Below are 24,230 nucleotides of genomic sequence, written 5' to 3' on the forward strand. Positions count from 1 at the left end.
TCAGCTCGGTCCGGCCTTGTAACCGACGCCACGGACGGTCACCACGATCTCCGGCCGCTCCGGGTCCTTCTCGACCTTGGAGCGCAGCCGCTGCACATGGACGTTCACCAGGCGGGTGTCCGCCGCGTGGCGGTAGCCCCACACCTGCTCGAGGAGCACCTCACGCGTGAACACCTGCCACGGCTTGCGGGCCAGCGCCACCAGCAGGTCGAACTCCAGCGGAGTCAGCGCGATGGACGCCCCGTCCCGCTTCACAGAGTGACCGGCCACGTCGATGACCAGATCGCCGATGGCGAGCTGCTCGGGCGCCGGCTCCTCCGACCTGCGCAGCCTGGCCCGGATCCGGGCCACCAGCTCCTTTGGCTTGAACGGCTTCACGATGTAGTCGTCCGCGCCCGACTCCAGGCCGACCACGACATCGACGGTGTCGCTCTTCGCGGTGAGCATCACGATCGGTACCCCGGACTCCGCCCTGATCAGGCGGCACACCTCGATACCGTCCCGACCGGGAAGCATCAGGTCCAGGAGCACCAGGTCGGGCTTGCTCTCACGGAAAGCGGCCAGCGCCTTGTCGCCGTCGGCTACGAAAGACGGCTCAAAACCTTCACCACGCAACACAATGCCGAGCATCTCGGCCAGTGCGGTGTCGTCATCGACGACAAGGACTCGTCCCTTCATAAACGACATCATCCCATTAACTAAATCGTTACCTGGCGTGACCTGTCACACAGCTCTTCTAGCGCCTCAGCCGTCACGGGAGACACAGCGCCCTCCTCGGTGACGATCGCAGTCACCAACTCGGGCGGCGTCACATCGAAGGCGGGGTTGTACGCCTGGGTCCCCAGGGGTGCCACCGGTATCCCGCCTCCCGCTTCCGCTCCGGCCACCGGCACCTGGGGTGCTGTGATCTCCGTCACTTCATGTCCGGCACGCTGCTCGACCTCGATCGCTGCTCCGTTCGGAGTGTCCGGATCCACCGTCGTCACCGGCGCGACCACGATGAACGGCACATGGTGGTACCTGGCCAGCACCGCGAGCGGATAGCTCCCCACCTTGTTCGCCACCGAACCGTCGGCCGCGATCCGGTCGGCACCGATCAGCACCGCGTCCACCTCTCCCGCCGAGAACAGCGATCCCGCAGCGTTGTCCGTGAGCAAGGTGTACGCCATTCCGCTCCGCGCCGCCTCATAGGCCGTCAGGCGAGCACCTTGCAGCAACGGCCGCGTCTCGTCCACCCAGAGCCTGCGAAGCCGCCCCGCCCGGTGCGCCGCGAGAGCCACCGCGAACGCCGTGCCCTCACCCCCGGACACCAGCGCGCCGGTGTTGCAGTGCGTCAGGATCCGGTGGTTTCCGCCGGGCAGCAGCTCGTCGAGAAGCGCCAGCCCGTGCGTGGCCATCCGGGCGCTGGCCTGGGCATCCTCCTCGTGGAGCGCCCGCGCGGCGGCCAGCGCGGCATCGGCGGCCTGCTTCTGGTCACCACCGCCCCGCAGGACCGCGAGGTGAGCCGCCTGGGCCCTGCGCGCCCCGTACGAGAGGTTCACCGCGGTCGGCCGAGCACTCGCGAGCGAGGCCGCGGCCTCGTCCACGTCGAACCCCCGGGCGGCGGCGAGCGCGACCCCGTAAGCCCCCGCGATGCCGAGCAGCGGCGCCCCGCGAACGGCGAGCGTACGGATCGCCTCCACCAGGGCGGGCGCGTCCGTGCACACCAGCTCGACCTCCTCGGCGGGCAGCCGCGTCTGGTCGAGGAGGACCAGTACAGGGCCCTCCGGCGGCTCGTCCCACCGGATCGCCGGTATCTCGGTGGGCCGCTGGTTCTCGCGGGATTGCGCGTACTGATCAGCCATCCGCCCAGTCTGCCCCGTACCGGCCGGACAATTGAAGGTGTGCAGCCCATACGGCAGCCGGTCACTTCCCGGCCACACCGTGGCACGATGGCTGCCAACCTGCCGCCGCGACCGCGGACGGGCACCGTGAAGGAGCGACGATGAAAGACACTCCGGGCTGGGCATCGCCCGGATCTGCCCCCTCCGACGGGCAGAACGGACAGGAGCCGACGGCTTCCGGCCCTGCCGAGCCCACGGACCCGCCCGCTCCCACGGAGCCTGCGGGCCGGCCGGGCGCCGACCCGTCCGGCCCCGGCCCGAAGTGGTCCAAGGAGCAGCCCCCGCCGGCCCAGTGGCCGTCCCCCGGCAGCCCTCAGGACACTCCGCCCCAGGCCCCGCCACCACCCCCGCCAGGCCCCGGCTGGGGCGGCCAGCCCCCCGCGGGCCCGGGCTGGGGCGGCCAACCGCCCGCCGGCCCCGGCGGGTACGGCGGCTACGGAGGTCCCGGCGGCCCTGGTGGCTACGGCGGCCCAGGCGGTTACGGCCCCGGCGGCCACCCCGGCTGGGGAGGCGGCTGGGGCGGTCCCCCGCCCGCGGCCAAGCCCGGCGTCATCCCGCTCCGCCCGCTCGGCGTCGGCGAGATCCTCGACGGCGCGGTGTCCACGATGCGTACGCACTGGCGCACCGTGCTCGGTATCTCGCTGACCGTGGCGGTCTTCACGCAGATCGCCGTGATCCTGCTCCAGGGCTTCGTCCTGGACGACAGCGCCAGCACGGAGACTCTCAACGACCCCAGCGCCACCGCCGGCGAACTGTCGCGCGCCCTGGGCGACAGCCTCCTGAACTCCGGCGCCGTCCTGCTGATCACCCTGCTCGGCACGATCGTGGCGACCGCCCTGCTCACGACCGTGACCAGCCGCGCCGTGCTCGGCAAGTCGGTGACCACCGCGGAGGCCTGGAGCGACGCCCGGCCGCAGCTGCCCAAGCTCTTCGGCCTGACCTTCCTGCTGCCGCTCATCGCCATCACCGTCGGCGCCCTGGGCACACTGCCCGGCATCCTCGTCGGCCTCGCCGGCGGAGGTGACGGCGCCATCGCTCTCGCCGTCTTCGGCGGCCTGGCCGCAGCCGTCGTCGCGCTCTGGCTGATGATCCGCTTCTCGCTGGCCTCGCCCGCCCTGATGCTGGAGAAGCAGAGCGTCTTCAAGTCGATGAGCCGCTCCGCGAAGCTCGTCCGCGGCTCCTGGTGGCGGGTCTTCGGCATCCAGCTGCTGGCCACGATCATCGCGAACATCGTGGCGTCGATCATCGTGATCCCGTTCGCCTTCCTCGCCTCCGCGCTCAGCGGCGAGGGGGTCACCGGCTTCCTCAACACCGGCACCGGCGACCTCGGCTGGACGTTCCTCATCATCAGCGGGATCGGCTCGGTGATCGGCTCCATGCTCACCTTCCCGATCACCGCCGGCGTCTCCGTGCTCCTCTACATCGACCAGCGCATCCGCCGCGAGGCCCTCGACCTCGACCTGGCCCGCGCGGCCGGTGTCCAGAACTACGGCTCCGGCACCCCTGGTTCCACCCCGGGGAGCTGACGGAGTGAGCCTGGCGGGGGGAGTTCTCACAGCGGTACTGACGCTGCAACGCACCAGCGAGACGGCCGTACTCGCGCTGTCGCGCGGCGAAGGCGAACCGCCGGTCACGATCCCGCGCGACCCCGCGCAGGAAGCGGCCCGGCGCGAGCTGTCCAAGCGGATGTACCACGAGAACGACCCCAGCCTGCTCGAACGCGCCCTGGACGCCTTCTGGGAGTGGGTCGACAAGCTGTTCAACGCCGCCTCCTCCGCGACCCCGGGCGGCGCACTCGGCCTCCTCGTCGTCGTCCTGGCGGCCGTGGCTCTCATCGGCGCCCTCTGGTGGCGCCTCGGCACCCCACGCCGCGGCCCGACATCGGCGGCCCCGCTCTTCGACGACCGCCCGCGCAGCGCCGCCGAGCACCGCGCCGCCGCCGAGGCACACGCGGCCCAGAGCCACTGGAACCAAGCAGTCCAGGAACGCATGCGCGCCGTCGTGCGCTCCCTGGAGGAACGCGCCCTGCTCGACCCCCGCCCCGGCCGCACCGCCGACGAGGCCGCCGCCGAAGCGGGCCGCACGCTCCCCGCCCACACGGACCGACTGCGCGCCGCCGCCCGGGACTTCGACGACGTGACGTACGGCGGACGAACGGCCGGCTCGGACACGTACCAACGCCTCTCGCAGCTCGACCGCGAACTGGAACGCACCAGGCCGGTCCTCGCGAGCAGCACCCACAGCACGGCCCACAGCGCCCACCAGGGGGCCGCCGAGTGACCACCGAGGCCCCCGCACCCGAGGCGCCCGAGGCCACCCCGCCCTCCACCTCGGCCTCTCCGACCGCCCGTCAGCTGTGGACCCGCTCGCGCGGTGTACTGCTCGCACTCGTGGTCCTCCTGGCGGCGGCCGTCGCCATCGCCGCGGTCCGCTCGGACGCCGAGAGCGGCAGCCTCGACCCGCGCTCCGCCGAACCCTCCGGCAGCCGCGCCGTCGCCGAACTCCTCGCCGACCGAGGTGTGTCCACCCGCGTGGTCACCACCCTGGAAGAGGCCACGTCCGCCACCGGCTCCGACACGACCCTGCTGGTCGCCCGCCCCGACCTGCTGACCGACCGCCAGCAGGACCGCCTCCACTCGGCGTTCGCGAACTCCGGCGGCCGGACCGTCCTCGTCGCCCCCACCACCCCGTCCGTCGGGACCCTCGCCCCGGGAGTCGACGCCGACCCCGCGCCCAGCTTCGACACCACGCTGTCGCCCAACTGCTCCCTGCCCGCCGCCCGACGAGCGGGCAAGGCCGAAACGGGCGGCATCCGCTACACCACGAACGCGCCCGGCGCCGACTCCTGCTACCCCGGCGACGGCATGCCCACCCTGCTGCGCATCCCGGCGGCCGAGGGGAACGGCGACACCGTCGTACTCGGTGCTCCCGACGTCCTCCAGAACGAACGCCTCGACAAGCAGGGCAACGCCTCGCTCGCCCTCCAACTGCTCGGTTCCCGCCCCCACCTGGTCTGGTACCTCCCCTCGCTCTCCGACGACTCGGCCACCGACGCCGGTGAGCGCAGCTTCTTCGACCTGATGCCTTCCGGCTGGCTCTGGGGCACGCTGCAGCTCTTCTTCGCCGCGATCCTGGCGGCCCTCTGGCGCGCCCGCCGCCTCGGCCCGCTCGTGCCCGAGAAACTCCCCGTCGCGATCCGCGCCTCCGAGACCGTCGAAGGCCGCGCCCGCCTCTACCGCAAGTCCAACGCCCGCGACCGCGCCGCCGCGGCTCTGCGCTCCACCACCCGCACCCGCCTCGCCCCCCTCGTCGGCGTCTCCCCCGCCCAGGCGCACGCGCCCGAGGCCCTGCTCCCCGCCCTGTCCGCCCAGCTCCGCCGGGAAGGACAGGCCCTGCACTCACTCCTCTTCGGGCCGCCACCCAGCGACGACGCGGCCCTCATCGCTCTCGCCGACCAACTCGACGCCCTCGAAAGAGAGGTACGCCGTCCATGATGGCCCCGACCACTGACAACGCCGGGTACACCGGGGATCCGGGCACCGCCCGCTCCTCCCTGGAAGCCCTGCGCGCCGAGATCGCCAAAGCCGTGGTCGGCCAGGACCCCGCCGTGACCGGCCTCGTCGTCGCCCTCCTCTGCCGCGGACACGTCCTGCTCGAAGGAGTCCCCGGAGTCGCCAAAACCCTGCTGGTCCGGGCCCTGGCATCCGCACTCGAACTCGACACCAAGCGCGTCCAGTTCACCCCCGACCTGATGCCGAGCGACATCACGGGCTCCCTCGTCTACGACTCCCGCACCGCCGAGTTCTCCTTCCAGCCGGGCCCGGTCTTCACGAACCTCCTCCTCGCGGACGAGATCAACCGCACGCCGCCCAAGACCCAGTCCTCGCTCCTCGAAGCGATGGAGGAACGCCAGGTTACGGTCGACGGCACCCCCCGCCCGCTCCCCGAGCCGTTCCTGGTCGCCGCGACGCAGAACCCGGTCGAGTACGAAGGCACGTACCCCCTCCCCGAAGCCCAGCTGGACCGTTTCCTCCTGAAGCTGACGATCCCTCTCCCGTCCCGCCAGGACGAGATCAACGTCCTCAGCCGCCACGCGGAGGGCTTCAACCCACGCGACCTGCGCGCCGCCGGCGTACGCCCCGTAGCGGGCCCCGCCGACCTGGAAGCCGCCCGCGCCGCCGTCGCCAAGACCACGGTCTCCCCCGAAATCACCGGCTACGTAGTGGACATCTGCCGCGCCACCCGCGAATCGCCGTCCCTCACCCTCGGCGTCTCCCCGCGCGGCGCGACGGCGCTCCAGGCCACCGCCCGCGCCTGGGCCTGGCTGACCGGCCGCGACTACGTCATCCCCGACGACGTGAAGGCCCTCGCGCTCCCGACCCTCCGCCACCGCATCCAACTCCGCCCGGAAGCAGAGATGGAGGGCGTGACGGCCGACTCGGTCATCAACGCGATCCTCGCCCACGTCCCCGTACCCCGCTGATGGCCCTCACCGGACGCACCGCGCTCCTGGCGGCGCTCGGCACCCTCCCCGTCGGCATCTGGGAACCCAGCTGGACAGGCATCCTCGCCGTGAACGTCCCGCTGGCCCTCGCCTGCGCCTGCGACTTTGCCCTGGCGGCCCCCGTACGCCGCCTCGGCCTGACCCGCTCCGGCGACACCTCGGCACGCCTCGGCGAAACAGCCGACGTCACCCTCACGGTCACCAACACGTCCGGCCGCCCCCTGCGCGCCCGCATCCGCGACGCCTGGCCCCCGAGCAGCTGGCAGCCCGGCACGGAGATCGCCGCGTCCCGCCACGAGCTCACGGTCCCCGCAGGCGAACGCCGACGCGTCACAACCCGTCTGCGCCCCACCCGCCGCGGCGACCGCCACGCGGACCGCGTCACCATCCGCTCGTACGGCCCACTCGGCCTCCTCGCCCGCCAGGGCAGCCACAAAGTCCCCTGGACGGTACGCGTCCTGCCCCCTTTCACCAGCCGCAAGCACCTCCCCTCGAAGCTGGCCCGGCTGCGCGAACTCGACGGCCGCACCAGCGTCCTGACCCGCGGCGAAGGCACGGAATTCGACAGCCTCCGCGAGTACGTCCCGGGCGACGACACCCGCTCGATCGACTGGCGCGCCACCGCCCGCCAGACCACGGTCGCCGTACGCACCTGGCGCCCCGAACGCGACCGCCACATCCTTCTGATCCTCGACACGGGCCGCACGTCGGCGGGCCGCGTCGGAGACATCCCCCGCCTCGACGCCTCCATGGACGCCGCCCTCCTCCTCGCAGCCCTGGCCTCCCGCGCCGGCGACCGCGTGGACCTCCTCGCATACGACCGCCGCGTACGAGCCCTCGTACAGGGCCGATCCGCAGGCGATGTCCTTCCCTCCCTGGTCAACGCCATGGCCCGCCTCGAACCGGAACTCCTCGAAACGGACGCCCGCGGCCTGACCTCCACCGCTCTCCGCACGGCCCCCCGCCGCTCCCTGATCGTGCTCCTCACGACCCTCGACGCGGCCCCCATCGAGGAAGGCCTGCTTCCCGTACTCTCCCGCCTCACCCAGCGGCACACAGTCCTCGTCGCTTCGGTGTCCGACCCCCACATCGCGCGAATGGCAGCCGCAAGGGGAAACACCGAAGCCGTGTACGAGGCCGCCGCGGCAGCGCAGGCCCAGGCAGAACGCCATCGCACCGCGGAACAACTAACTCGCCACGGAGTGACAGTCGTCGACGCAACTCCGAACGACCTGCCGCCGGCCTTGGCAGATGCATATCTGGCACTCAAGGCAGCGGGCCGCCTTTAAGCACTGCAGAAATGCAGGGGCGAGGCGGCGCGGGGACAGGGACAGGGGAAAAGCCCCGCTATAAACAGCCCTGAAACGCAAGAAAGCCCCCGCACCGAAGTGCGGGGGCTTTCTCCAATATTTGTTCGGCGGTGTCCTACTCTCCCACAGGGTCCCCCCTGCAGTACCATCGGCGCTGTGAGGCTTAGCTTCCGGGTTCGGAATGTAACCGGGCGTTTCCCTCACGCTATGACCACCGAAACACTATGAAACTGTGAATACCGCACCACACCCCGTGGCCACACGGATGTGGGGTTGTTCGTGGTTTCAGAACCAACACAGTGGACGCGAGCAACTGAGGACAAGCCCTCGGCCTATTAGTACCAGTCAGCTTCACCCCTTACGAGGCTTCCACATCCGGCCTATCAACCCAGTCGTCTACTGGGAGCCTTAACCAATCTAGTTGGTGGGAATACTCATCTCGAAGCAGGCTTCCCGCTTAGATGCTTTCAGCGGTTATCCCTCCCGAACGTAGCCAACCAGCCATGCCCTTGGCAGGACAACTGGCACACCAGAGGTTCGTCCGTCCCGGTCCTCTCGTACTAGGGACAGCCCTTCTCAATATTCCTACGCGCACAGCGGATAGGGACCGAACTGTCTCACGACGTTCTAAACCCAGCTCGCGTACCGCTTTAATGGGCGAACAGCCCAACCCTTGGGACCGACTCCAGCCCCAGGATGCGACGAGCCGACATCGAGGTGCCAAACCATCCCGTCGATATGGACTCTTGGGGAAGATCAGCCTGTTATCCCCGGGGTACCTTTTATCCGTTGAGCGACGGCGCTTCCACAAGCCACCGCCGGATCACTAGTCCCGACTTTCGTCCCTGCTCGACCCGTCGGTCTCACAGTCAAGCTCCCTTGTGCACTTACACTCAACACCTGATTGCCAACCAGGCTGAGGGAACCTTTGGGCGCCTCCGTTACTCTTTAGGAGGCAACCGCCCCAGTTAAACTACCCATCAGACACTGTCCCTGATCCGGATCACGGACCCAGGTTAGACATCCAGCACGACCAGACTGGTATTTCAACGACGACTCCACAGACACTGGCGTGCCCGCTTCAAAGTCTCCCAGCTATCCTACACAAGCCGAACCGAACACCAATATCAAACTGTAGTAAAGGTCCCGGGGTCTTTCCGTCCTGCTGCGCGAAACGAGCATCTTTACTCGTAGTGCAATTTCACCGGGCCTATGGTTGAGACAGTCGAGAAGTCGTTACGCCATTCGTGCAGGTCGGAACTTACCCGACAAGGAATTTCGCTACCTTAGGATGGTTATAGTTACCACCGCCGTTTACTGGCGCTTAAGTTCTCAGCTTCGCACACCCGAAAGTGCACTAACCGGTCCCCTTAACGTTCCAGCACCGGGCAGGCGTCAGTCCGTATACATCGCCTTACGGCTTCGCACGGACCTGTGTTTTTAGTAAACAGTCGCTTCTCGCTGGTCTCTGCGGCCACCCCCAGCTCAGAGAGTAAATCTCATCACCGGTGATGGCCCCCCTTCTCCCGAAGTTACGGGGGCATTTTGCCGAGTTCCTTAACCATAGTTCACCCGAACGCCTCGGTATTCTCTACCTGACCACCTGAGTCGGTTTAGGGTACGGGCCGCCATGAAACTCGCTAGAGGCTTTTCTCGACAGCATAGGATCATCCACTTCACCACAATCGGCTCGGCATCAGGTCTCAGACTATTGCCAGGCGGATTTACCTACCTGACGTCCTACACCCTTACCCCGGGACAACCACCGCCCGGGCTGGACTACCTTCCTGCGTCACCCCATCACTCACCTACTACAGGTCTGGTCCGTCGGCTCCACCACTCCCCTTTGCCCGAAGGCTCCAGGGCGGCTTCACGGACTTAGCATCGCCTGGTTCAATGTTTGACGCTTCACAGCGGGTACCGGAATATCAACCGGTTATCCATCGACTACGCCTGTCGGCCTCGCCTTAGGTCCCGACTTACCCTGGGCAGATCAGCTTGACCCAGGAACCCTTAGTCAATCGGCGCACACGTTTCTCACGTGTGTATCGCTACTCATGCCTGCATTCTCACTCGTGAACCGTCCACCACTAGCTTCCGCTGCGGCTTCACCCGGCACACGACGCTCCCCTACCCATCCGTACTCCCGTTGGGGATATGTGTACGAATGACACGACTTCGGCGGTACGCTTGAGCCCCGCTACATTGTCGGCGCGGAATCACTAGACCAGTGAGCTATTACGCACTCTTTCAAGGGTGGCTGCTTCTAAGCCAACCTCCTGGTTGTCTCTGCGACTCCACATCCTTTCCCACTTAGCGTACGCTTAGGGGCCTTAGTCGATGCTCTGGGCTGTTTCCCTCTCGACCATGGAGCTTATCCCCCACAGTCTCACTGCCGTGCTCTCACTTACCGGCATTCGGAGTTTGGCTAAGGTCAGTAACCCGGTAGGGCCCATCGCCTATCCAGTGCTCTACCTCCGGCAAGAAACACACGACGCTGCACCTAAATGCATTTCGGGGAGAACCAGCTATCACGGAGTTTGATTGGCCTTTCACCCCTAACCACAGGTCATCCCCCAGGTTTTCAACCCTGGTGGGTTCGGTCCTCCACGACCTCTTACAGCCGCTTCAACCTGCCCATGGCTAGATCACTCCGCTTCGGGTCTTGAGCGCGCTACTAAATCGCCCTATTCGGACTCGCTTTCGCTACGGCTTCCCCACACGGGTTAACCTCGCAACACACCGCAAACTCGCAGGCTCATTCTTCAAAAGGCACGCAGTCACGACCCACCAAGTAAACTTGATGAGCGACGCTCCCACGGCTTGTAGGCACACGGTTTCAGGTACTATTTCACTCCGCTCCCGCGGTACTTTTCACCATTCCCTCACGGTACTATCCGCTATCGGTCACCAGGGAATATTTAGGCTTAGCGGGTGGTCCCGCCAGATTCACACGGGATTTCTCGGGCCCCGTGCTACTTGGGTGTCTCTCAAACGAGCCGTTGATTTCGACTACGGGGGTCTTACCCTCTACGCCGGACCTTTCGCATGTCCTTCGCCTACACCAACGGTTTCTGACTCGTCTCACAGCCGGCAGACTGTGAAAGAGAGATCCCACAACCCCGTACACGCAACCCCTGCCGGGTCTCACACGTATACGGTTTGGCCTCATCCGGTTTCGCTCGCCACTACTCCCGGAATCACGGTTGTTTTCTCTTCCTGCGGGTACTGAGATGTTTCACTTCCCCGCGTTCCCTCCACACACCCTATGTGTTCAGATGTGGGTGACAGCCCATGACGACTGCCGGGTTTCCCCATTCGGAAACCCCCGGATCAAAGCCTGGTTGACGGCTCCCCGGGGACTATCGTGGCCTCCCACGTCCTTCATCGGTTCCTGGTACCAAGGCATCCACCGTGCGCCCTTAAAAACTTGGCCACAGATGCTCGCGTCCACTGTGCAGTTCTCAAACAACGACCAACCACCCATCACCCCACCCCTTACGGGCGAGTTCACTGGGGCCGGCACTGAAGATCCAGACACAAGGTCCGTACCCTCAGACACCCAACAGCGTGCCCGACACCCTCGCCACTCATGATCAGCTTTCCACGCCCCGAAGGACAGTACTTGCAGCCCAAGATGACTGAGAGTGCCGAATAATCAACGTTCCACCCATGAGCAACCAGCATCAGACATTCGCCGATGTACTGGCCTCTGGACTGCCAGGCAGAGCCTGTCAGCCAAGAAGTGCTCCTTAGAAAGGAGGTGATCCAGCCGCACCTTCCGGTACGGCTACCTTGTTACGACTTCGTCCCAATCGCCAGTCCCACCTTCGACAGCTCCCTCCCCACAAGGGGGTTGGGCCACCGGCTTCGGGTGTTACCGACTTTCGTGACGTGACGGGCGGTGTGTACAAGGCCCGGGAACGTATTCACCGCAGCAATGCTGATCTGCGATTACTAGCAACTCCGACTTCATGGGGTCGAGTTGCAGACCCCAATCCGAACTGAGACAGGCTTTTTGAGATTCGCTCCGCCTTGCGACATCGCAGCTCATTGTACCTGCCATTGTAGCACGTGTGCAGCCCAAGGCATAAGGGGCATGATGACTTGACGTCGTCCCCACCTTCCTCCGAGTTGACCCCGGCAGTCTCCTGTGAGTCCCCATCACCCCGAAGGGCATGCTGGCAACACAGAACAAGGGTTGCGCTCGTTGCGGGACTTAACCCAACATCTCACGACACGAGCTGACGACAGCCATGCACCACCTGTCACCCGACCACAAGGGGGGCACCATCTCTGATGCTTTCCGGGCGATGTCAAGCCTTGGTAAGGTTCTTCGCGTTGCGTCGAATTAAGCCACATGCTCCGCTGCTTGTGCGGGCCCCCGTCAATTCCTTTGAGTTTTAGCCTTGCGGCCGTACTCCCCAGGCGGGGAACTTAATGCGTTAGCTGCGGCACCGACGACGTGGAATGTCGCCAACACCTAGTTCCCACCGTTTACGGCGTGGACTACCAGGGTATCTAATCCTGTTCGCTCCCCACGCTTTCGCTCCTCAGCGTCAGTAATGGCCCAGAGATCCGCCTTCGCCACCGGTGTTCCTCCTGATATCTGCGCATTTCACCGCTACACCAGGAATTCCGATCTCCCCTACCACACTCTAGTCTGCCCGTATCGAATGCAGACCCGGGGTTAAGCCCCGGGCTTTCACATCCGACGTGACAGACCGCCTACGAGCTCTTTACGCCCAATAATTCCGGACAACGCTTGCGCCCTACGTATTACCGCGGCTGCTGGCACGTAGTTAGCCGGCGCTTCTTCTGCAGGTACCGTCACTTTCGCTTCTTCCCTGCTGAAAGAGGTTTACAACCCGAAGGCCGTCATCCCTCACGCGGCGTCGCTGCATCAGGCTTTCGCCCATTGTGCAATATTCCCCACTGCTGCCTCCCGTAGGAGTCTGGGCCGTGTCTCAGTCCCAGTGTGGCCGGTCGCCCTCTCAGGCCGGCTACCCGTCGTCGCCTTGGTGAGCTTCTACCTCACCAACAAGCTGATAGGCCGCGGGCTCATCCTTCACCGCCGGAGCTTTCAACCCACCGAGATGCCTCGGCGAGTGTTATCCGGTATTAGACCCCGTTTCCAGGGCTTGTCCCAGAGTGAAGGGCAGATTGCCCACGTGTTACTCACCCGTTCGCCACTAATCCACCCCGAAGGGCTTCATCGTTCGACTTGCATGTGTTAAGCACGCCGCCAGCGTTCGTCCTGAGCCAGGATCAAACTCTCCGTGAATGTCTGCCGGTAATCCGGCGTAACACCACGAGAGCGGAACAACCAGGCGGAATAAGCCCGGTCATTCACAGCGTCCTCGCTGTGCGCCTGCCGGAACAATGCCCGGCAGGACTTTTTCAAAGGAACCTCGTCCCAGCCATGACGGCCGGAGACGGGGTATCAACATATCTGGCGTTGATTTTTGGCACGCTGTTGAGTTCTCAAGGAACGGACGCTTCCTTTGTACTCACCCTCTCGGGCTTTCCTCCGGGCTTCCCTTCGGTGTTTCCAACCTTACCAGATCCGTTTTCCGTTCCGTTTCCGGTCGGAATTCATTTCCGGTGGCCAGTTGGGGGGCCTTTGCCTATTCGATTGCCTTGCGGCTTTCTTTCGGCGAGTCCGACTTTATCAGAAGTTTTTGACCGGCCTGACCGGCCACTCGTTCCTGATTTATCGGGAAGTGCTTCACCGGAACCGAATTCCAGGAAGCTGACAGATGCTAAACCGTCGCCACCGGACTTGTCCAGTTCTAGGCAACTGTTCGAATCTACCTCCCCACGCGTCCCGTGTCAACGGTTTTTGTGGGGCGAAGAGGAGACTAGCAGCTCGGTCGACGTGCCTGCACATCAGGCAGCGGTCGGTACGGAGGCGCTGCGTTCGGCTTCCTCGACGTCGCCCGTCTCGCCGGCCCGCGCCGCGCGACCGCCCAGGATGTAGACGTACGCGAGGAACAGCAGCTCGGCGGCTATGCCGATGCCGATGCGGGCCCAGGTCGGGAGGCCGGACGGGGTGACGAAGCCTTCGATGGCCCCCGATACGAAGAGGACCAGGGCCAGGCCTATCGCCATGCCCAGGGCGGCTCGGCCCTCCTCGGCGAGGGCGGAGCGGCGGCTGCGGGGGCCCGGGTCGATGACGGTCCAGCCGAGGCGTAGTCCCGTTCCGGCCGCAACGAAGACGGCGGTCAGTTCCAGGAGGCCGTGCGGGAGGATCAGGCCGAGGAAGGTGTCGAGGCGGCCTGCCGAGGACATCAGGCCGATGCCCACGCCTACGTTGAGCATGTTCTGGAAGAGGATCCAGACGACCGGCAGGCAGAGGAAGGCGCCCAGTACCAGGCACATCGCGGCGGCCTGGGCGTTGTTCGTCCACACCTGGGCGGCGAAGGACGTCGCCGGATGGCTCGAGTAGTAGGTCTCGTACTCGCCGCCAGGGCGGGTGAGCTCGCGCAGGTCGCTCGGGGCCGCGATCGAGGACTGGACCTCCGGGTGGGTGCCGATCCACCACCCCAGGACGATGGCGACGGCCGTGGAGAGCAGTGCAGTAGGGACCCACCAGTGGCGTGAGCGGTAGACCGCGGCGGGGAAACCGTGCGTGAGGAAGCGGGTCACATCGCGCCAGGAGGCACGGCGGGTGCCTGTCACCGCACTACGCGCGCGTGCCACCAGTTGACTGAGGCGGCCGGTCAGCTGGGGGTCCGGGGCGCTCGACTGGATCAGCGAGAGATGGGTCGCCGTGCGCTGGTAGAGGGCGACGAGTTCGTCGGCCTCCGCGCCGGTGAGTCGCCTCTGGCGTCCGAGGAGTGCGTCGAGCCGGTCCCATTCGGCTCGGTGGGCGGACACGAAGACGTCGAGGTCCATCGGGTTGGCTGCTCCTCGGCTGCTCGTCGTGTGGTCAGCTTGTCGCACTGCGGCGCGATGTGCCCTCAGCTTGGCAGACTGGCTGTCCTCGGGGCAGTTCGGGGAAGGACGGCGGGCGTGAGTGAGCTTGTGACGGGCGAGGCGGTGGCGCTGGAGCTGCGCCCCGCGAAGCTGCCGAGCCGGGTGCTGGCCGTGGTGCTCGACCTGGCGGTGGCGGTGGCCGCCTATGTCGCGGTGACCATCGCCCTGGTGGCGTCCACGGCCGCGCTCGACGAGGCGGCGCAGATGGCGGTGTCGATCGCCGCGTTCATTCTTCTGCTGGTGGGCGGTCCGATCGCCGTGGAGACGCTCAGTCATGGGCGGTCGCTGGGGAAGCTGGCGTGCGGGCTGCGGGTGGTGCGGGACGACGGCGGGCCGATCCGGTTCCGGCACGCGCTGGTCCGCGGGGCCGTCGGTGTGGTCGAGATCCTGATGACGTTCGGGGTCGTCGCGTGCATCGCCTCGCTGGTGTCTGCGCGGGGACGGCGGCTCGGTGATGTGTTCGCGGGGACTCTGGTCGTACGGGAACGGATTCCCGCCGGGCGTACGGCCTTCGTGCCTCCCCCGCCGCCTTGGCTGGCGGGGCGGTTCTCCGGCCTTGATCTGTCCGGGGTTCCGGATGCGCTGTGGCTGGCTGTCCGGCAGTACCTGACCCGGATGCAGCAGCTGGATCCGCAGGTCGGCTGGGCGATGGCGGAGCGGCTCGCCTCCGATGTCGCCGAGCGCACCGGGACTCCGGCGCCGCAGGGGGTGCCGCCGGCGGCGTATCTGGCGGCCGTGATGCAGGAGCGGCAGGCGCGGGAGGCCCGGCGGGCGTTCAGTGGCGGGGCTGCTGGGGGTGGTCCTGCCGCGGGCGGGGCAATGGCCGGCATGCCGGGCGTGCCAGGGGCGAGCGGGCCCGTGATGCCGTACGGGATGGTGCCTTCGCCGGAATCGGCCTACCACCCGGCTTACCCGTCCCCGTCGGTTTCGCCGTCCTCCCCCTACTCGGCTCCGACGCCCGCACCCGCGCCCACACCGGCTCCGGCGCCGCAGGACGCCGGCACCGGCGCCGAGCGTCCCGCCACCGGCTTCGCCCCGCCCGCGTAACTCGCGGGCTCCCCCGGCACCTTCGTCAGGCGAACGCCGACGGCGGGGATTCCAGGTCCTCAAGCTCGATGCCGGGCGCGGAGAGGATCACGTCGCCGGAGAGGTGCACGGCGTGCTGCTCGCCGGTGTCCAGGGCTGTGACCTGGTATTCCTCCACGGTGAGGGGGCCGTTGTCAGTGGCGTGTGTTTCTCTCGTGATCAGGGCCCAGGACTGGTCGAGGGTGCGCGGGGCGAGGACCGGGTCCGTGAAGGCGACGAGGCGTACACGCGTGGCGGAGGCATCGGGGGTGAGGCGCAGCAGACGTGCGGTGGCGATGAGGAAAGCGGGGGATGTGCCGGTGAAGGCGTGGGCGCGGACATTGCCTTCGGTGGCGTGAGCTCCCGTGGGGTCGGTGCGGACCCAGGTGACGCCGTCGAGGGCGGCACCGCGGACCTGCCAGCCCGAGGCGTGCAGTTCGAGGCGGATGGGGCGGCCGAGGTCGTCGAGGGCGAGGTCGACGGAACCGGCAGGGTCGCCGGAGGGGGCGGTCAGTTGGGAGACGTAGCGCCAGCCGGAGGGGCCGGGCGCGCAGTGGAAGTGTTCTTCGGCGAGGGGGGTGTGGTCGTGCGGGTCATGGAGCGAATATCGGCCGCGGGGCATGGTGGCTCGGGTCCTCGTAGGGGGCAGGCCCCCGCCGGTGACGACGGGGGCCTGCTGACAACCGTTGGCTGAGCGCCTGGTTCGGCTGCTCAGTAGCGGTAGTGGTCCGACTTGTACGGGCCCTCGACCTCTACGCCGATGTAGCTCGCCTGCTCCGGGCGGAGCGTCGTGAGCTTCACGCCGAGCGCGTCGAGGTGGAGGCGGGCGACCTTCTCGTCGAGGTGCTTGGGCAGCACGTAGACGTCGGTCGGGTACTCCTCGGGCTTGGTGAACAGCTCGATCTGGGCCAGGGTCTGGTCCGCGAACGAGTTGGACATCACGAACGACGGGTGGCCGGTCGCGTTGCCCAGGTTCAGCAGGCGGCCCTCGGACAGCACGATGAGGACCTTGCCGTCGGGGAACTTCCAGGTGTGGACCTGCGGCTTGACCTCGTCCTTGACGATGCCCGGGACCTGCGCGAGGCCGGCCATGTCGATCTCGTTGTCGAAGTGGCCGATGTTGCCCACGATCGCCTGGTGCTTCATCTTGGCCATGTCCGAGGCCATGATGATGTCCTTGTTGCCGGTCGTGGTGATGAAGATGTCAGCCTTGTCGACGACCTCGTCGAGCGTCGTGACCTGGTAGCCGTCCATCGCCGCCTGCAGTGCGCAGATCGGGTCGATCTCGGTGACGATCACGCGGGCGCCCTGTCCGCGCAGGGACTCCGCACAGCCCTTGCCCACGTCGCCGTAGCCGAGGACGACCGCGGTCTTGCCGCCGATGAGGACGTCGGTGGCGCGGTTGATGCCATCGATCAGGGAGTGTCGGCAGCCGTACTTGTTGTCGAACTTCGACTTGGTGACGGCGTCGTTCACGTTGATCGCCGGGAACAGGAGGGTGCCGTCGCGGTGCATCTCGTACAGGCGGTGGACGCCTGTGGTGGTCTCCTCGGTCACGCCGCGGATCTCCGAGGCGACCTGGGTCCACTTCTGCGAGCCGTTCGAGATCGTCCGGGTCAGGAGCCCCAGGACGACGCGGTGCTCGTCGGACTCGGCGGTGTCGAGGGACGGGACCTTGCCGGCCTTCTCGTACTCGACGCCCTTGTGGACGAGCATGGTGGCGTCACCGCCGTCGTCCAGGATCATGTTCGGGCCGCCGGTGGGGGTGTTCGGCCAGGTCAGCGCCTGCTCCGTGCACCACCAGTACTCCTCCAGCGTCTCGCCCTTCCAGGCGAAGACCGGGATGCCCTGGGGGTTGTCGGGCGTGCCGTTCGGGCCGACGGCGATGGCGGCGGCCGCGTGGTCCTGGGTGGAGAAGATGTTGCAGGACACCCAGCGGACCTCGGCGCCCAGGGCGACCAGGGTCTCGATCAGAACGGCGGTCTGCACGGTCATGTGCAGCGAGCCCATGATGCGGGCGCCGGCCAGCGGCTGGGATGCGGCGAACTCCTTGCGGATCGACATCAGGCCGGGCATCTCGTGCTCGGCGAGGGTGATCTCCTTGCGGCCGAAGTCGGCAAGGGAAAGGTCGGCGACCTTGAAGTCCTGTCGGTTGTCGACAGTGGTCATACGAGCTGCTCCTCGGGTTGGGCGAGGTCGGTTGGGCTGGTCTGCGCGGCGGCGGGGCAGGACGTGCGTCCACGGGGCACACGAATGCCCGGTGCCTTGCGCAGCGCAGTCCGTCGGAGGCCCTCTCTCCCTCGGCCGGCCCGTACGGGGCCGCCCGACCGCCATCAGCAGCGACGTCTGGCTCGGTTACGAATCTACACCGATCGGCTCAGCGGGCCCCAGTCCGCCTCCGGACAGAAAGAAGCGGAGTCCGAGGGTCCGCCGGGCCGGGATCAGGGGCCAACAAGCCCGGACAATCCGGTACTTTTGAACTTTTGGTCCTGCGCAGGGGTCTGTTGCAGGATGCCGGGGATCGGGACCATGTGCACCAGCTCGCGGATCGCGATCCCCCACAACAAAGGCGTTAGGAGATCGACGTGACCAGTCCGGCCGGCCTTCCCCCCACGGGCGGCGGCAGTGGCGAGCGGCAGCGGTTGAAGCTGCTCGCCGTGACCGCATGCCCGACCGGCATTGCCCACACCTACATGGCGGCCGAGAAGCTCTCGCAGGCGGCGGAGCGGCTCGGCGTCGACATCAAGGTGGAGACCCAGGGCTCGATCGGGGCCGAAAACGTACTCACTGACAACGATGTCAGAACCGCGGACGGCGTCATCATCGCCGCGGACAAGGATGTGGACCTGAGCCGGTTCGCCGGTAAGCGGGTCGTGACGGTCGGCGTCGCCGAGGGAATCCATCACCCCGAGCGGCTGATCGAGCAGGTGCGGACCGCGCCCGTGCACGGCGGAGGTGGGGGCGGGACCAGTACGTCCTCATCCACCAACAGCGGCGGCAGCGGTGGCGGCAAGGAGCGGAGCATCGGGTACAAGGCGCTGATGAACGGCGTCAGTTACATGATCCCGTTCGTCGTGGTCGGCGGGCTGCTGATCGCGATCTCGCTGTCGCTCGGCGGGCACACCGATCCGTCCGGTGGCCTGGTCATCCCGAAGGACTCCTTCTGGATGGACGTCAACAACATCGGCGTCATCGGGTTCCAGCTGATGGTGCCGATCCTGTCCGGCTATATCGCGTACGCGATCGGGGACCGGCCCGCGCTGGTGCCGGGCATGGTCGGCGGGTGGATCGCCAACACCGGTTCGCTGTACGACTCCGAGGCGGGCGCGGGCTTCATCGGGGCGATCGTGACCGGGTTCCTCGCCGGCTATCTGGTGCTGTGGATCAAGAAGGTCGAGGTTCCGAAGTTCGTCCGGCCGATCATGCCGATCATCGTGATCCCGATCGTGGCGACGACGGCGCTCGGGCTGTTCTTCATCTACGTGATCGGCGAGCCCATCTCCTGGGTCTTCGAGCATCTGACGGACTGGCTCGGCGGGATGACCGGGACCAGTGCGGTGCTGCTCGGCGCGATCCTGGGGCTGATGATCGCGTTCGACATGGGCGGGCCGGTCAACAAGACGGCGTTCCTGTTCGGCGCGGGGCTCATCGCGACCGGCAACCAGGAGGTCATGGGCATGTGCGCCGCCGCGATCCCGGTGATGCCGCTCGGGCAGGGCCTCGCCACGCTGATCCGCAAGCGGCTCTACACCGAGCAGGAGCGTGAGACGGGTCTCGCCTCGCTGTTCATGGGGTTGTTCGGGATATCCGAGGGCGCCATTCCGTTCGCCGCCGCGCGGCCGGCGCAGGTCATCCCCGCCAACATGCTCGGCGGTGCGGTGGCCGGTGCGCTCGCGGGTCTGGCCGGGGTCGAGGACGCGGTGCCGCACGGCGGGCCGATCGTGGCGGTGCTGGGCGCCGTCAGCGGCGTACCGATGTTCTTCGTGGCCGTGGTGATCGGGACCGTGGTGACGGCTCTGACGACGGTCGCGCTCGTCGATGTCAGTGAGCGCAGGCGGAAGGGGCAGCCGATGGTCGACGGGCTCGCGCCGCAGCCCGAACTCGCCCTCGCGGGCGTGAGCGCTGGCGCTGGCCTGAGCGTGGGTGCCGGCAGTGACGGCCTCGGCGCCGGCACCGGCGGCGGGACGGCCACCGCGCACGCTCCCGCCCAGCGGACGGATTCGGTTCCGGCGTCCGCCGGTTCCGCGGCCGACGCCTCCCCCGACGCGACCGCGGACCGATCCGCCGACGCGTCCACGGACGCATCCGCCGGTGCCTCGGACGACGACGAAGTCCTCTCCGGGTATCTCACCGCCCGGACCGTCAAGGTCCGGCTCGATTCCGGTGACAAGGAGGCTGCGATCCGGGAGATGGCCGGGCTGCTGGCCGCCACCGGGAAGGTCACGGACGTCGAGGAGTTGGTGGCGGCGGCACTGCGGCGCGAGGAGCAGGGTACGACCGGGCTCGGCGAGGAGATCGCCATCCCGCATGCCAAGACCGATGCCGTGACGGCGCCCGTCGTCGGGTTCGCCCGGTCGGCGGAGGGTGTCGAGTGGGGTTCGCTCGACGGTACGAAGGCGAAGCTGGTCTTCATGATCTCCGTGCCCGAGGCCGCCGCCGGGGACGAGCATCTACGGATCCTGGCCCTGCTGTCGCGGAAGTTGATGGACACCGGGTTCCGCGAGCGGCTGATGACGGCTCCCGACGAGGCGGCGGTTCTCGACGTGCTGCGCGAGATCCGGTAGCAGCGCGCGCAGACGCGGACTGACGCTCACGGCCTGGAGGTTGGGGCCGTTGGGGCGGCTTGTACGAGACCGGGCCCGCCGAATCGCTCGGTGGGCCCGGTCTCGTACGAGTGAGGCGTACGAGGAAGAGGGCGCCCCCTCCCCCGTACGGGAAGTCAGTGCTCGGCGGTGGGCGTCGGGCCGCCCGGGGCCGCCTCGGGGTCCGCGCCCTTCGCGGCCTCGGTCTCGCTGTAGATGTCGGGTTCGAGGTAGATGACGCGGGCGATCGGGACGGCCTCGCGGATGCGGGACTCGGCGGCGTCGATCGCGGCGGCGACCTCGGTGGCCGTTTCGTCGTGCCGGACGGCGATCTTGGCGGCGACCAGCAGTTCCTCGGGGCCGAGGTGGAGCGTACGCATGTGGATGATGGCGGGGACCGTGTCACCGTCGACGATGGCGGCCTCGATCTTCCTGACGTCCTCGACGCCGGCGGCCTCGCCCAGGAGCAGCGACTTGGTCTCGGCGGCCAGGACGATCGCGATGGCGATCAGCAGGATGCCGATGCAGAGGGTGCCGATGCCGTCCCAGACGCCGTCGCCCGTGCCCAGGGCCAGGCCGACGCCGATGAGCGCGAGGACCAGACCGACGAGGGCGCCGAGGTCCTCAAGGAGCACGACCGGCAGCTCGGGTGCCTTGGCGTGGCGTACGAACTCCTTCCAGGACTGCTTGCCCCGGATGGTGTTGGACTCCTTGATGGCGGTCCGGAAGGAGAAGGTCTCGGCGATGATCGCGAAGACGAGGACGCCCACCGGCCAGTACCAGTGGGTGATCTCGTGCGGGTGCTTGATCTTCTCGTAGCCCTCGTAGATCGCGAACATGCCGCCGACCGAGAAGAGGACGATCGAGACGAGGAAGGCGTAGATGTACCGCTCGCGGCCGTAGCCGAAGGGGTGTTGCGGGGTCGCCTCGCGCTGGGCCTTCTTGCCGCCGAGGAGCAGCAGGCCCTGGTTCCCCGAGTCGGCGAGCGAGTGCACGGATTCGGCGAGCATCGACGACGAACCACTGAAGAGGAACGCCACGAACTTCGCTACCGCGATCGCGAGGTTCGCGGCGAGTGCCGCCACGATCGCTTTGGTGCCGCCTGACGCGCTCATGTGTTCCCGATGTCCCTTCGTCTGCCATCTCGGCCGGCCGTCTGCCCGCTCGGCTGCCGTTCCGGGCTTTGCCCGCCCTTTGCGGTGGGCCATTGTTGCAGCCCGGGCCGACATCGGTGCGCCGGGTCACCACAGTGACCGTTTCGGGCCACTGGGAACGTCGCCAGGACTCGGGCAGGGTCGCCGGAATTCAGGCGGGCCGCCGGGGCTCAGGCGATGACGGTGGCCCTGAACACCGTGCCGTCGCCGGACACTTCCGCCTTTTCGCCCGCCGGTACGAAGACGGACCGGCCGGGGCCGAGCGCGTGCTCGCCCGCCTGTACGGAACCCGCGGTGCACAGCAGGATCTGCGGGGTGCCGAGGGTGAGGTCGTGGACGGGGGCGCCCGCCACGAGGGCGTAGCGGGAGAGGCGGAACTCGTCGATGGGGGTCTCGTAGACCTCCTCGCCGTCGGGGGACGCCTCGGGGCGCAGTACGCCCGGGTCGCTCGCCTCGAAGCGGACGATCCGCAGGAGTTCGGGGACGTCGACGTGCTTGGGGGTGAGGCCGCAGCGCAGGACGTTGTCGGAGTTGGCCATGATCTCGACGCCGAGGCCGTTCAGATACGCGTGCGGCACGCCGGCGCCGAGGAACAGCGCCTCGCCGGGCTGCAGTCGGACGTGGTTGAGCAGCATCGCGGCGATGACGCCCGGGTCGCCCGGGTAGTGGTGGGCGAGGTCGGCGTACAGGGCGTGGGCGCCGCCGAGCCGGGCGCAGGCCGCGGCGGCCTCGGTGACCGTGGCGGCCATCTGCTCGCGGTCCGCGGAGAGCACGGCCGTCAACACCTCGCGCAGCGCCGCCTCTTCGGGGTGGGCGTGCAGCAGGTCGACGTACGGCTTGAGGGAGTCGACGTCGAGGGCCGCGAGCAGGTCGGCGGCCTCCGACGGGGCCCGGAATCCGCACAGGCCGTCGAACTCCGTGAGCGCGCAGATCAGTTCGGGCTTGTGGTTGGCGTCCTTGTAGTTGCGGTGCGGGGCGTCGATCGGGACGCCCCGGCGCTCCTCGTCCTCGTACCCCTCCCTGGCCTGGGCGAGATCGGGGTGCACCTGGAGGGAGAGGGGGGCGCCCGCGGCGAGGAGCTTGAGGAGGAACGGCAGGCGGGGGCCGAACTTGGCGACGGCCGCCGGGCCGAGCTCCTTCTCGGGAGCCTCGTCGATCACCTCGGTGAGCGGGCCGCGGAGGGTGCGCGAGGGCGCGCCCGGGTGGGCGCCCATCCACATCTCGGCCTGCGGCTCGCCGGTCGGCTCGACGCCCAGGAGGTGCGGGATGGCCGTGGTGGAGCCCCAGGCGTAGGGGCGGATCGTGTTGTCGAGGCGGTCCATGCTCTGTTTTCTTCTCCGTACGTACGCTGCTCAGCGGGCGCTGGTCACCAGGCGTTGCTCAAGGTCAGGCTCCCGAGGCGAGCGCCAGGTAAACGGCGGCGAAATCCGTGATGGCGATCAGCTCGGCGAGGGTCTCCAGGTCGCCGCCGTCCTCCGGTTCGAGTTCGCTGATCGGTGTGTCGTGGCTGAGGGCCAGTTCACGGGCGGCGGGGGCGGCGCTGAGGCCGCCGGTCGGGCGGTCGCGGAGGAGGACCACGCGCGCGTGCATGACCTGGGCCTCCTCGACGCGGTCACGGAAGAAGTCGTCCGGGTCCGCGCCTGCGGCCAGCGCGCCCGAGAGGAGGACGCTGTGCGCGTCGAGTGCCTCCGGCAGCTCGGCGGCTAGCGCGGGGCGCCCCGCCAGCTCGGCCAGCGCGCCGACGAAACGGCGGCCTGCCGGGCCCGCGGACGTGCCCTCGGTCCAGATCACCGGGAGCGCCTCGGCCAGCTCGGCCGCGAGGGTCTTGGCGGGGTTGCTGTACGTCGCGATGGCCGGGCCGCAGCGCTCCGCGATCTGGTCCAGCCGGTCGGCGACCTTCTGCAGGGCCTCGGGCGGCGCGGTGACCAGACCTGTGCGGTCCAGGAGCGCGAGCAGCGGTGTGAGCAGCGCCCAGAGCACGCCGGGGGCGGACGCGGCGGAGGGCGCCCCCGGCTCGTACGGGGCGGTCGCCATCTGTACGAAGAGGCCGTGGGCGCCGTCCACCGCCTCGGTCAGCGGGGAGCGTGCCGGGGCCACGGCGGCGACCGTGCAGCCGCGGCGGTAGGCCTGCTCGACCAGGAGCGAGAGGCCGGGCTCGCTGCCGTCCGGGGTGGCGATCAGGATCAGGTCGACGGGGCCCGCCCAGCCGGGCAGCTCCCAGCGGAGTGCGCCCGCGGCCGGGGCCACGCCGGTGGGGGCCAGGCGGATGACGGGGCAGCCCGCTCCGGCGAGGGTGCCGAGCAGGTCCGCGGCGCTGATCGCGGCGGCTCCCGGGCCTGCGATGAGGACGGCTCGCGGGCGGCCGTCCGGCTTGAGCTCGGGGATGCCCGCCTCGGCCGCGTGCCGGGCCGCCGTGCGGACTCTGGCGCCCGCTTCGGCTGCGCCGCGGAGCAGACCGCGGCGGTCCGCCTCCGCTAGGGCCTCGGGGGCGTCGAGCAGCGATTCGTCGAGCATGGGCGGCAGCCTCCGGTCGC

Annotated in this window: 15 protein-coding genes and 3 rRNA genes; 7 read left to right on the forward strand and 11 right to left on the reverse strand. The window is 68.0% G+C overall.

Going from position 1 to position 24,230, the window contains the following annotated elements; translation table 11 throughout:
- Positions 1-690 (reverse strand): two-component system response regulator MtrA, encoded by a 690-nt coding sequence (gene mtrA / locus ACN20J_RS20045; RefSeq protein ID WP_188114266.1) that lies wholly within the window; start codon positions 688-690, stop codon positions 1-3.
- Positions 691-698: 8 nt separating this feature from the next.
- Positions 699-1,844: an S-methyl-5-thioribose-1-phosphate isomerase gene (gene mtnA, locus ACN20J_RS20050; RefSeq protein WP_055616054.1), complete on the reverse strand. Its 1,146-nt coding sequence runs from the start codon at positions 1,842-1,844 to the stop codon at positions 699-701.
- 140 nt (positions 1,845-1,984) lie between these two features.
- On the opposite strand from mtnA, the gene ACN20J_RS20055 reads away from it, so the two are divergent.
- From ACN20J_RS20055 to ACN20J_RS20075, 5 genes are read left to right on the forward strand one after another with little or no spacing between them, the layout of a single operon-like run.
- Positions 1,985-3,409, forward strand: a complete 1,425-nt coding sequence (locus ACN20J_RS20055) for a glycerophosphoryl diester phosphodiesterase membrane domain-containing protein (protein ID WP_419666462.1) — start codon at positions 1,985-1,987, stop codon at positions 3,407-3,409.
- A 4-nt stretch (positions 3,410-3,413) separates the two neighbouring features.
- A complete protein-coding gene (locus tag ACN20J_RS20060; RefSeq protein ID WP_419666463.1) occupies positions 3,414-4,163 on the forward strand; it encodes a DUF4129 domain-containing protein in 750 nt (249 codons plus the stop codon).
- Positions 4,160-5,377: a DUF4350 domain-containing protein gene (locus ACN20J_RS20065; protein WP_419666464.1), complete on the forward strand. Its 1,218-nt coding sequence runs from the start codon at positions 4,160-4,162 to the stop codon at positions 5,375-5,377. Before ACN20J_RS20060 ends, ACN20J_RS20065 begins: the two co-directional genes overlap by 4 nt.
- Positions 5,374-6,366: an AAA family ATPase gene (locus ACN20J_RS20070; RefSeq protein ID WP_372505610.1), complete on the forward strand. Its 993-nt coding sequence runs from the start codon at positions 5,374-5,376 to the stop codon at positions 6,364-6,366. The genes ACN20J_RS20065 and ACN20J_RS20070 overlap by 4 nt, the downstream gene beginning before the upstream one ends.
- Positions 6,366-7,676 (forward strand): DUF58 domain-containing protein, encoded by a 1,311-nt coding sequence (locus ACN20J_RS20075; protein ID WP_190227673.1) that lies wholly within the window; start codon positions 6,366-6,368, stop codon positions 7,674-7,676. The genes ACN20J_RS20070 and ACN20J_RS20075 overlap by 1 nt, the downstream gene beginning before the upstream one ends.
- A 123-nt stretch (positions 7,677-7,799) precedes the next feature.
- On the opposite strand, the gene rrf is transcribed toward ACN20J_RS20075, so the two are convergent.
- The 4 genes from rrf to ACN20J_RS20095 all read right to left on the reverse strand — a co-directional run bounded on the left by rrf (position 7,800) and on the right by ACN20J_RS20095 (position 14,594).
- Positions 7,800-7,916, reverse strand: a 5S ribosomal RNA gene (gene rrf / locus ACN20J_RS20080).
- Positions 7,917-8,012: 96 nt separating this feature from the next.
- A 23S ribosomal RNA gene (locus ACN20J_RS20085) occupies positions 8,013-11,133 on the reverse strand.
- 320 nt (positions 11,134-11,453) lie between these two features.
- Positions 11,454-12,981 (reverse strand): 16S ribosomal RNA (locus ACN20J_RS20090).
- Together the 16S, 23S and 5S rRNA genes form the textbook arrangement of a ribosomal RNA operon.
- A gap of 605 nt (positions 12,982-13,586) precedes the next feature.
- On the reverse strand, positions 13,587-14,594 hold the full coding sequence (locus ACN20J_RS20095) for a stage II sporulation protein M (protein ID WP_055618238.1): 1,008 nt from the start codon (positions 14,592-14,594) through the stop codon (positions 13,587-13,589).
- A gap of 117 nt (positions 14,595-14,711) precedes the next feature.
- On the opposite strand from ACN20J_RS20095, the gene ACN20J_RS20100 reads away from it, so the two are divergent.
- Positions 14,712-15,722: an RDD family protein gene (locus ACN20J_RS20100; RefSeq protein WP_419666465.1), complete on the forward strand. Its 1,011-nt coding sequence runs from the start codon at positions 14,712-14,714 to the stop codon at positions 15,720-15,722.
- Between the two features lie 25 nt (positions 15,723-15,747).
- Here ACN20J_RS20100 and ACN20J_RS20105 read toward each other — a convergent pair whose 3' ends face one another.
- Together ACN20J_RS20105 and ahcY are read right to left on the reverse strand one after the other, a co-directional pair.
- Positions 15,748-16,362, reverse strand: coding sequence for a hypothetical protein (locus ACN20J_RS20105; protein ID WP_189845827.1), 615 nt, complete (start codon positions 16,360-16,362; stop codon positions 15,748-15,750).
- Positions 16,363-16,451: 89 nt separating this feature from the next.
- On the reverse strand, positions 16,452-17,909 hold the full coding sequence (ahcY, locus tag ACN20J_RS20110; RefSeq protein WP_190231118.1) for an adenosylhomocysteinase: 1,458 nt from the start codon (positions 17,907-17,909) through the stop codon (positions 16,452-16,454).
- A 416-nt stretch (positions 17,910-18,325) separates the two neighbouring features.
- On the opposite strand from ahcY, the gene ACN20J_RS20115 reads away from it, so the two are divergent.
- Positions 18,326-20,524, forward strand: coding sequence for a fructose-specific PTS transporter subunit EIIC (locus ACN20J_RS20115; protein WP_419666466.1), 2,199 nt, complete (start codon positions 18,326-18,328; stop codon positions 20,522-20,524).
- A 155-nt stretch (positions 20,525-20,679) separates the two neighbouring features.
- On the opposite strand, the gene ACN20J_RS20120 is transcribed toward ACN20J_RS20115, so the two are convergent.
- The 3 genes from ACN20J_RS20120 to ACN20J_RS20130 all read right to left on the reverse strand — a co-directional run bounded on the left by ACN20J_RS20120 (position 20,680) and on the right by ACN20J_RS20130 (position 24,210).
- The gene (locus ACN20J_RS20120) at positions 20,680-21,657 is read right to left on the reverse strand and encodes a cation diffusion facilitator family transporter (RefSeq protein ID WP_189845824.1); all 978 of its coding nucleotides are present in this window, start codon (positions 21,655-21,657) and stop codon (positions 20,680-20,682) included.
- Between the two features lie 209 nt (positions 21,658-21,866).
- A complete protein-coding gene (gene manA, locus ACN20J_RS20125) occupies positions 21,867-23,018 on the reverse strand; it encodes a mannose-6-phosphate isomerase, class I (RefSeq protein ID WP_419666467.1) in 1,152 nt (383 codons plus the stop codon).
- Between the two features lie 64 nt (positions 23,019-23,082).
- A complete protein-coding gene (locus ACN20J_RS20130) occupies positions 23,083-24,210 on the reverse strand; it encodes an SIS domain-containing protein (protein ID WP_189845822.1) in 1,128 nt (375 codons plus the stop codon).
- Between the last annotated feature and the right edge of the window lie 20 nt (positions 24,211-24,230).

The sequence above is a fragment of the Streptomyces sp. 2-1 genome (assembly GCF_048564895.1).
GTDB classification, from domain to species: Bacteria; Actinomycetota; Actinomycetes; order Streptomycetales; family Streptomycetaceae; genus Streptomyces; species Streptomyces phaeochromogenes.

What these genes read in the sequence shown, in the direction of transcription:
- ACN20J_RS20055 (WP_419666462.1), top strand. Translation starts at nt 1,985, where the DNA reads ATGAAAGACACTCCGGGCTGGGCATCGCCCGGATCTGCCCCCTCCGAC.
- ACN20J_RS20130 (WP_189845822.1), bottom strand. Translation starts at nt 24,210, where the DNA reads ATGCTCGACGAATCGCTGCTCGACGCCCCCGAGGCCCTAGCGGAGGCG.
- ACN20J_RS20095 (WP_055618238.1), bottom strand. Translation starts at nt 14,594, where the DNA reads ATGGACCTCGACGTCTTCGTGTCCGCCCACCGAGCCGAATGGGACCGG.
- ahcY (WP_190231118.1), bottom strand. Translation starts at nt 17,909, where the DNA reads ATGACCACTGTCGACAACCGACAGGACTTCAAGGTCGCCGACCTTTCC.
- manA (WP_419666467.1), bottom strand. Translation starts at nt 23,018, where the DNA reads ATGGACCGCCTCGACAACACGATCCGCCCCTACGCCTGGGGCTCCACC.
- mtnA (WP_055616054.1), bottom strand. Translation starts at nt 1,844, where the DNA reads ATGGCTGATCAGTACGCGCAATCCCGCGAGAACCAGCGGCCCACCGAG.
- ACN20J_RS20075 (WP_190227673.1), top strand. Translation starts at nt 6,366, where the DNA reads ATGGCCCTCACCGGACGCACCGCGCTCCTGGCGGCGCTCGGCACCCTC.
- mtrA (WP_188114266.1), bottom strand. Translation starts at nt 690, where the DNA reads ATGATGTCGTTTATGAAGGGACGAGTCCTTGTCGTCGATGACGACACC.
- ACN20J_RS20105 (WP_189845827.1), bottom strand. Translation starts at nt 16,362, where the DNA reads ATGCCCCGCGGCCGATATTCGCTCCATGACCCGCACGACCACACCCCC.
- ACN20J_RS20070 (WP_372505610.1), top strand. Translation starts at nt 5,374, where the DNA reads ATGATGGCCCCGACCACTGACAACGCCGGGTACACCGGGGATCCGGGC.
- ACN20J_RS20120 (WP_189845824.1), bottom strand. Translation starts at nt 21,657, where the DNA reads ATGAGCGCGTCAGGCGGCACCAAAGCGATCGTGGCGGCACTCGCCGCG.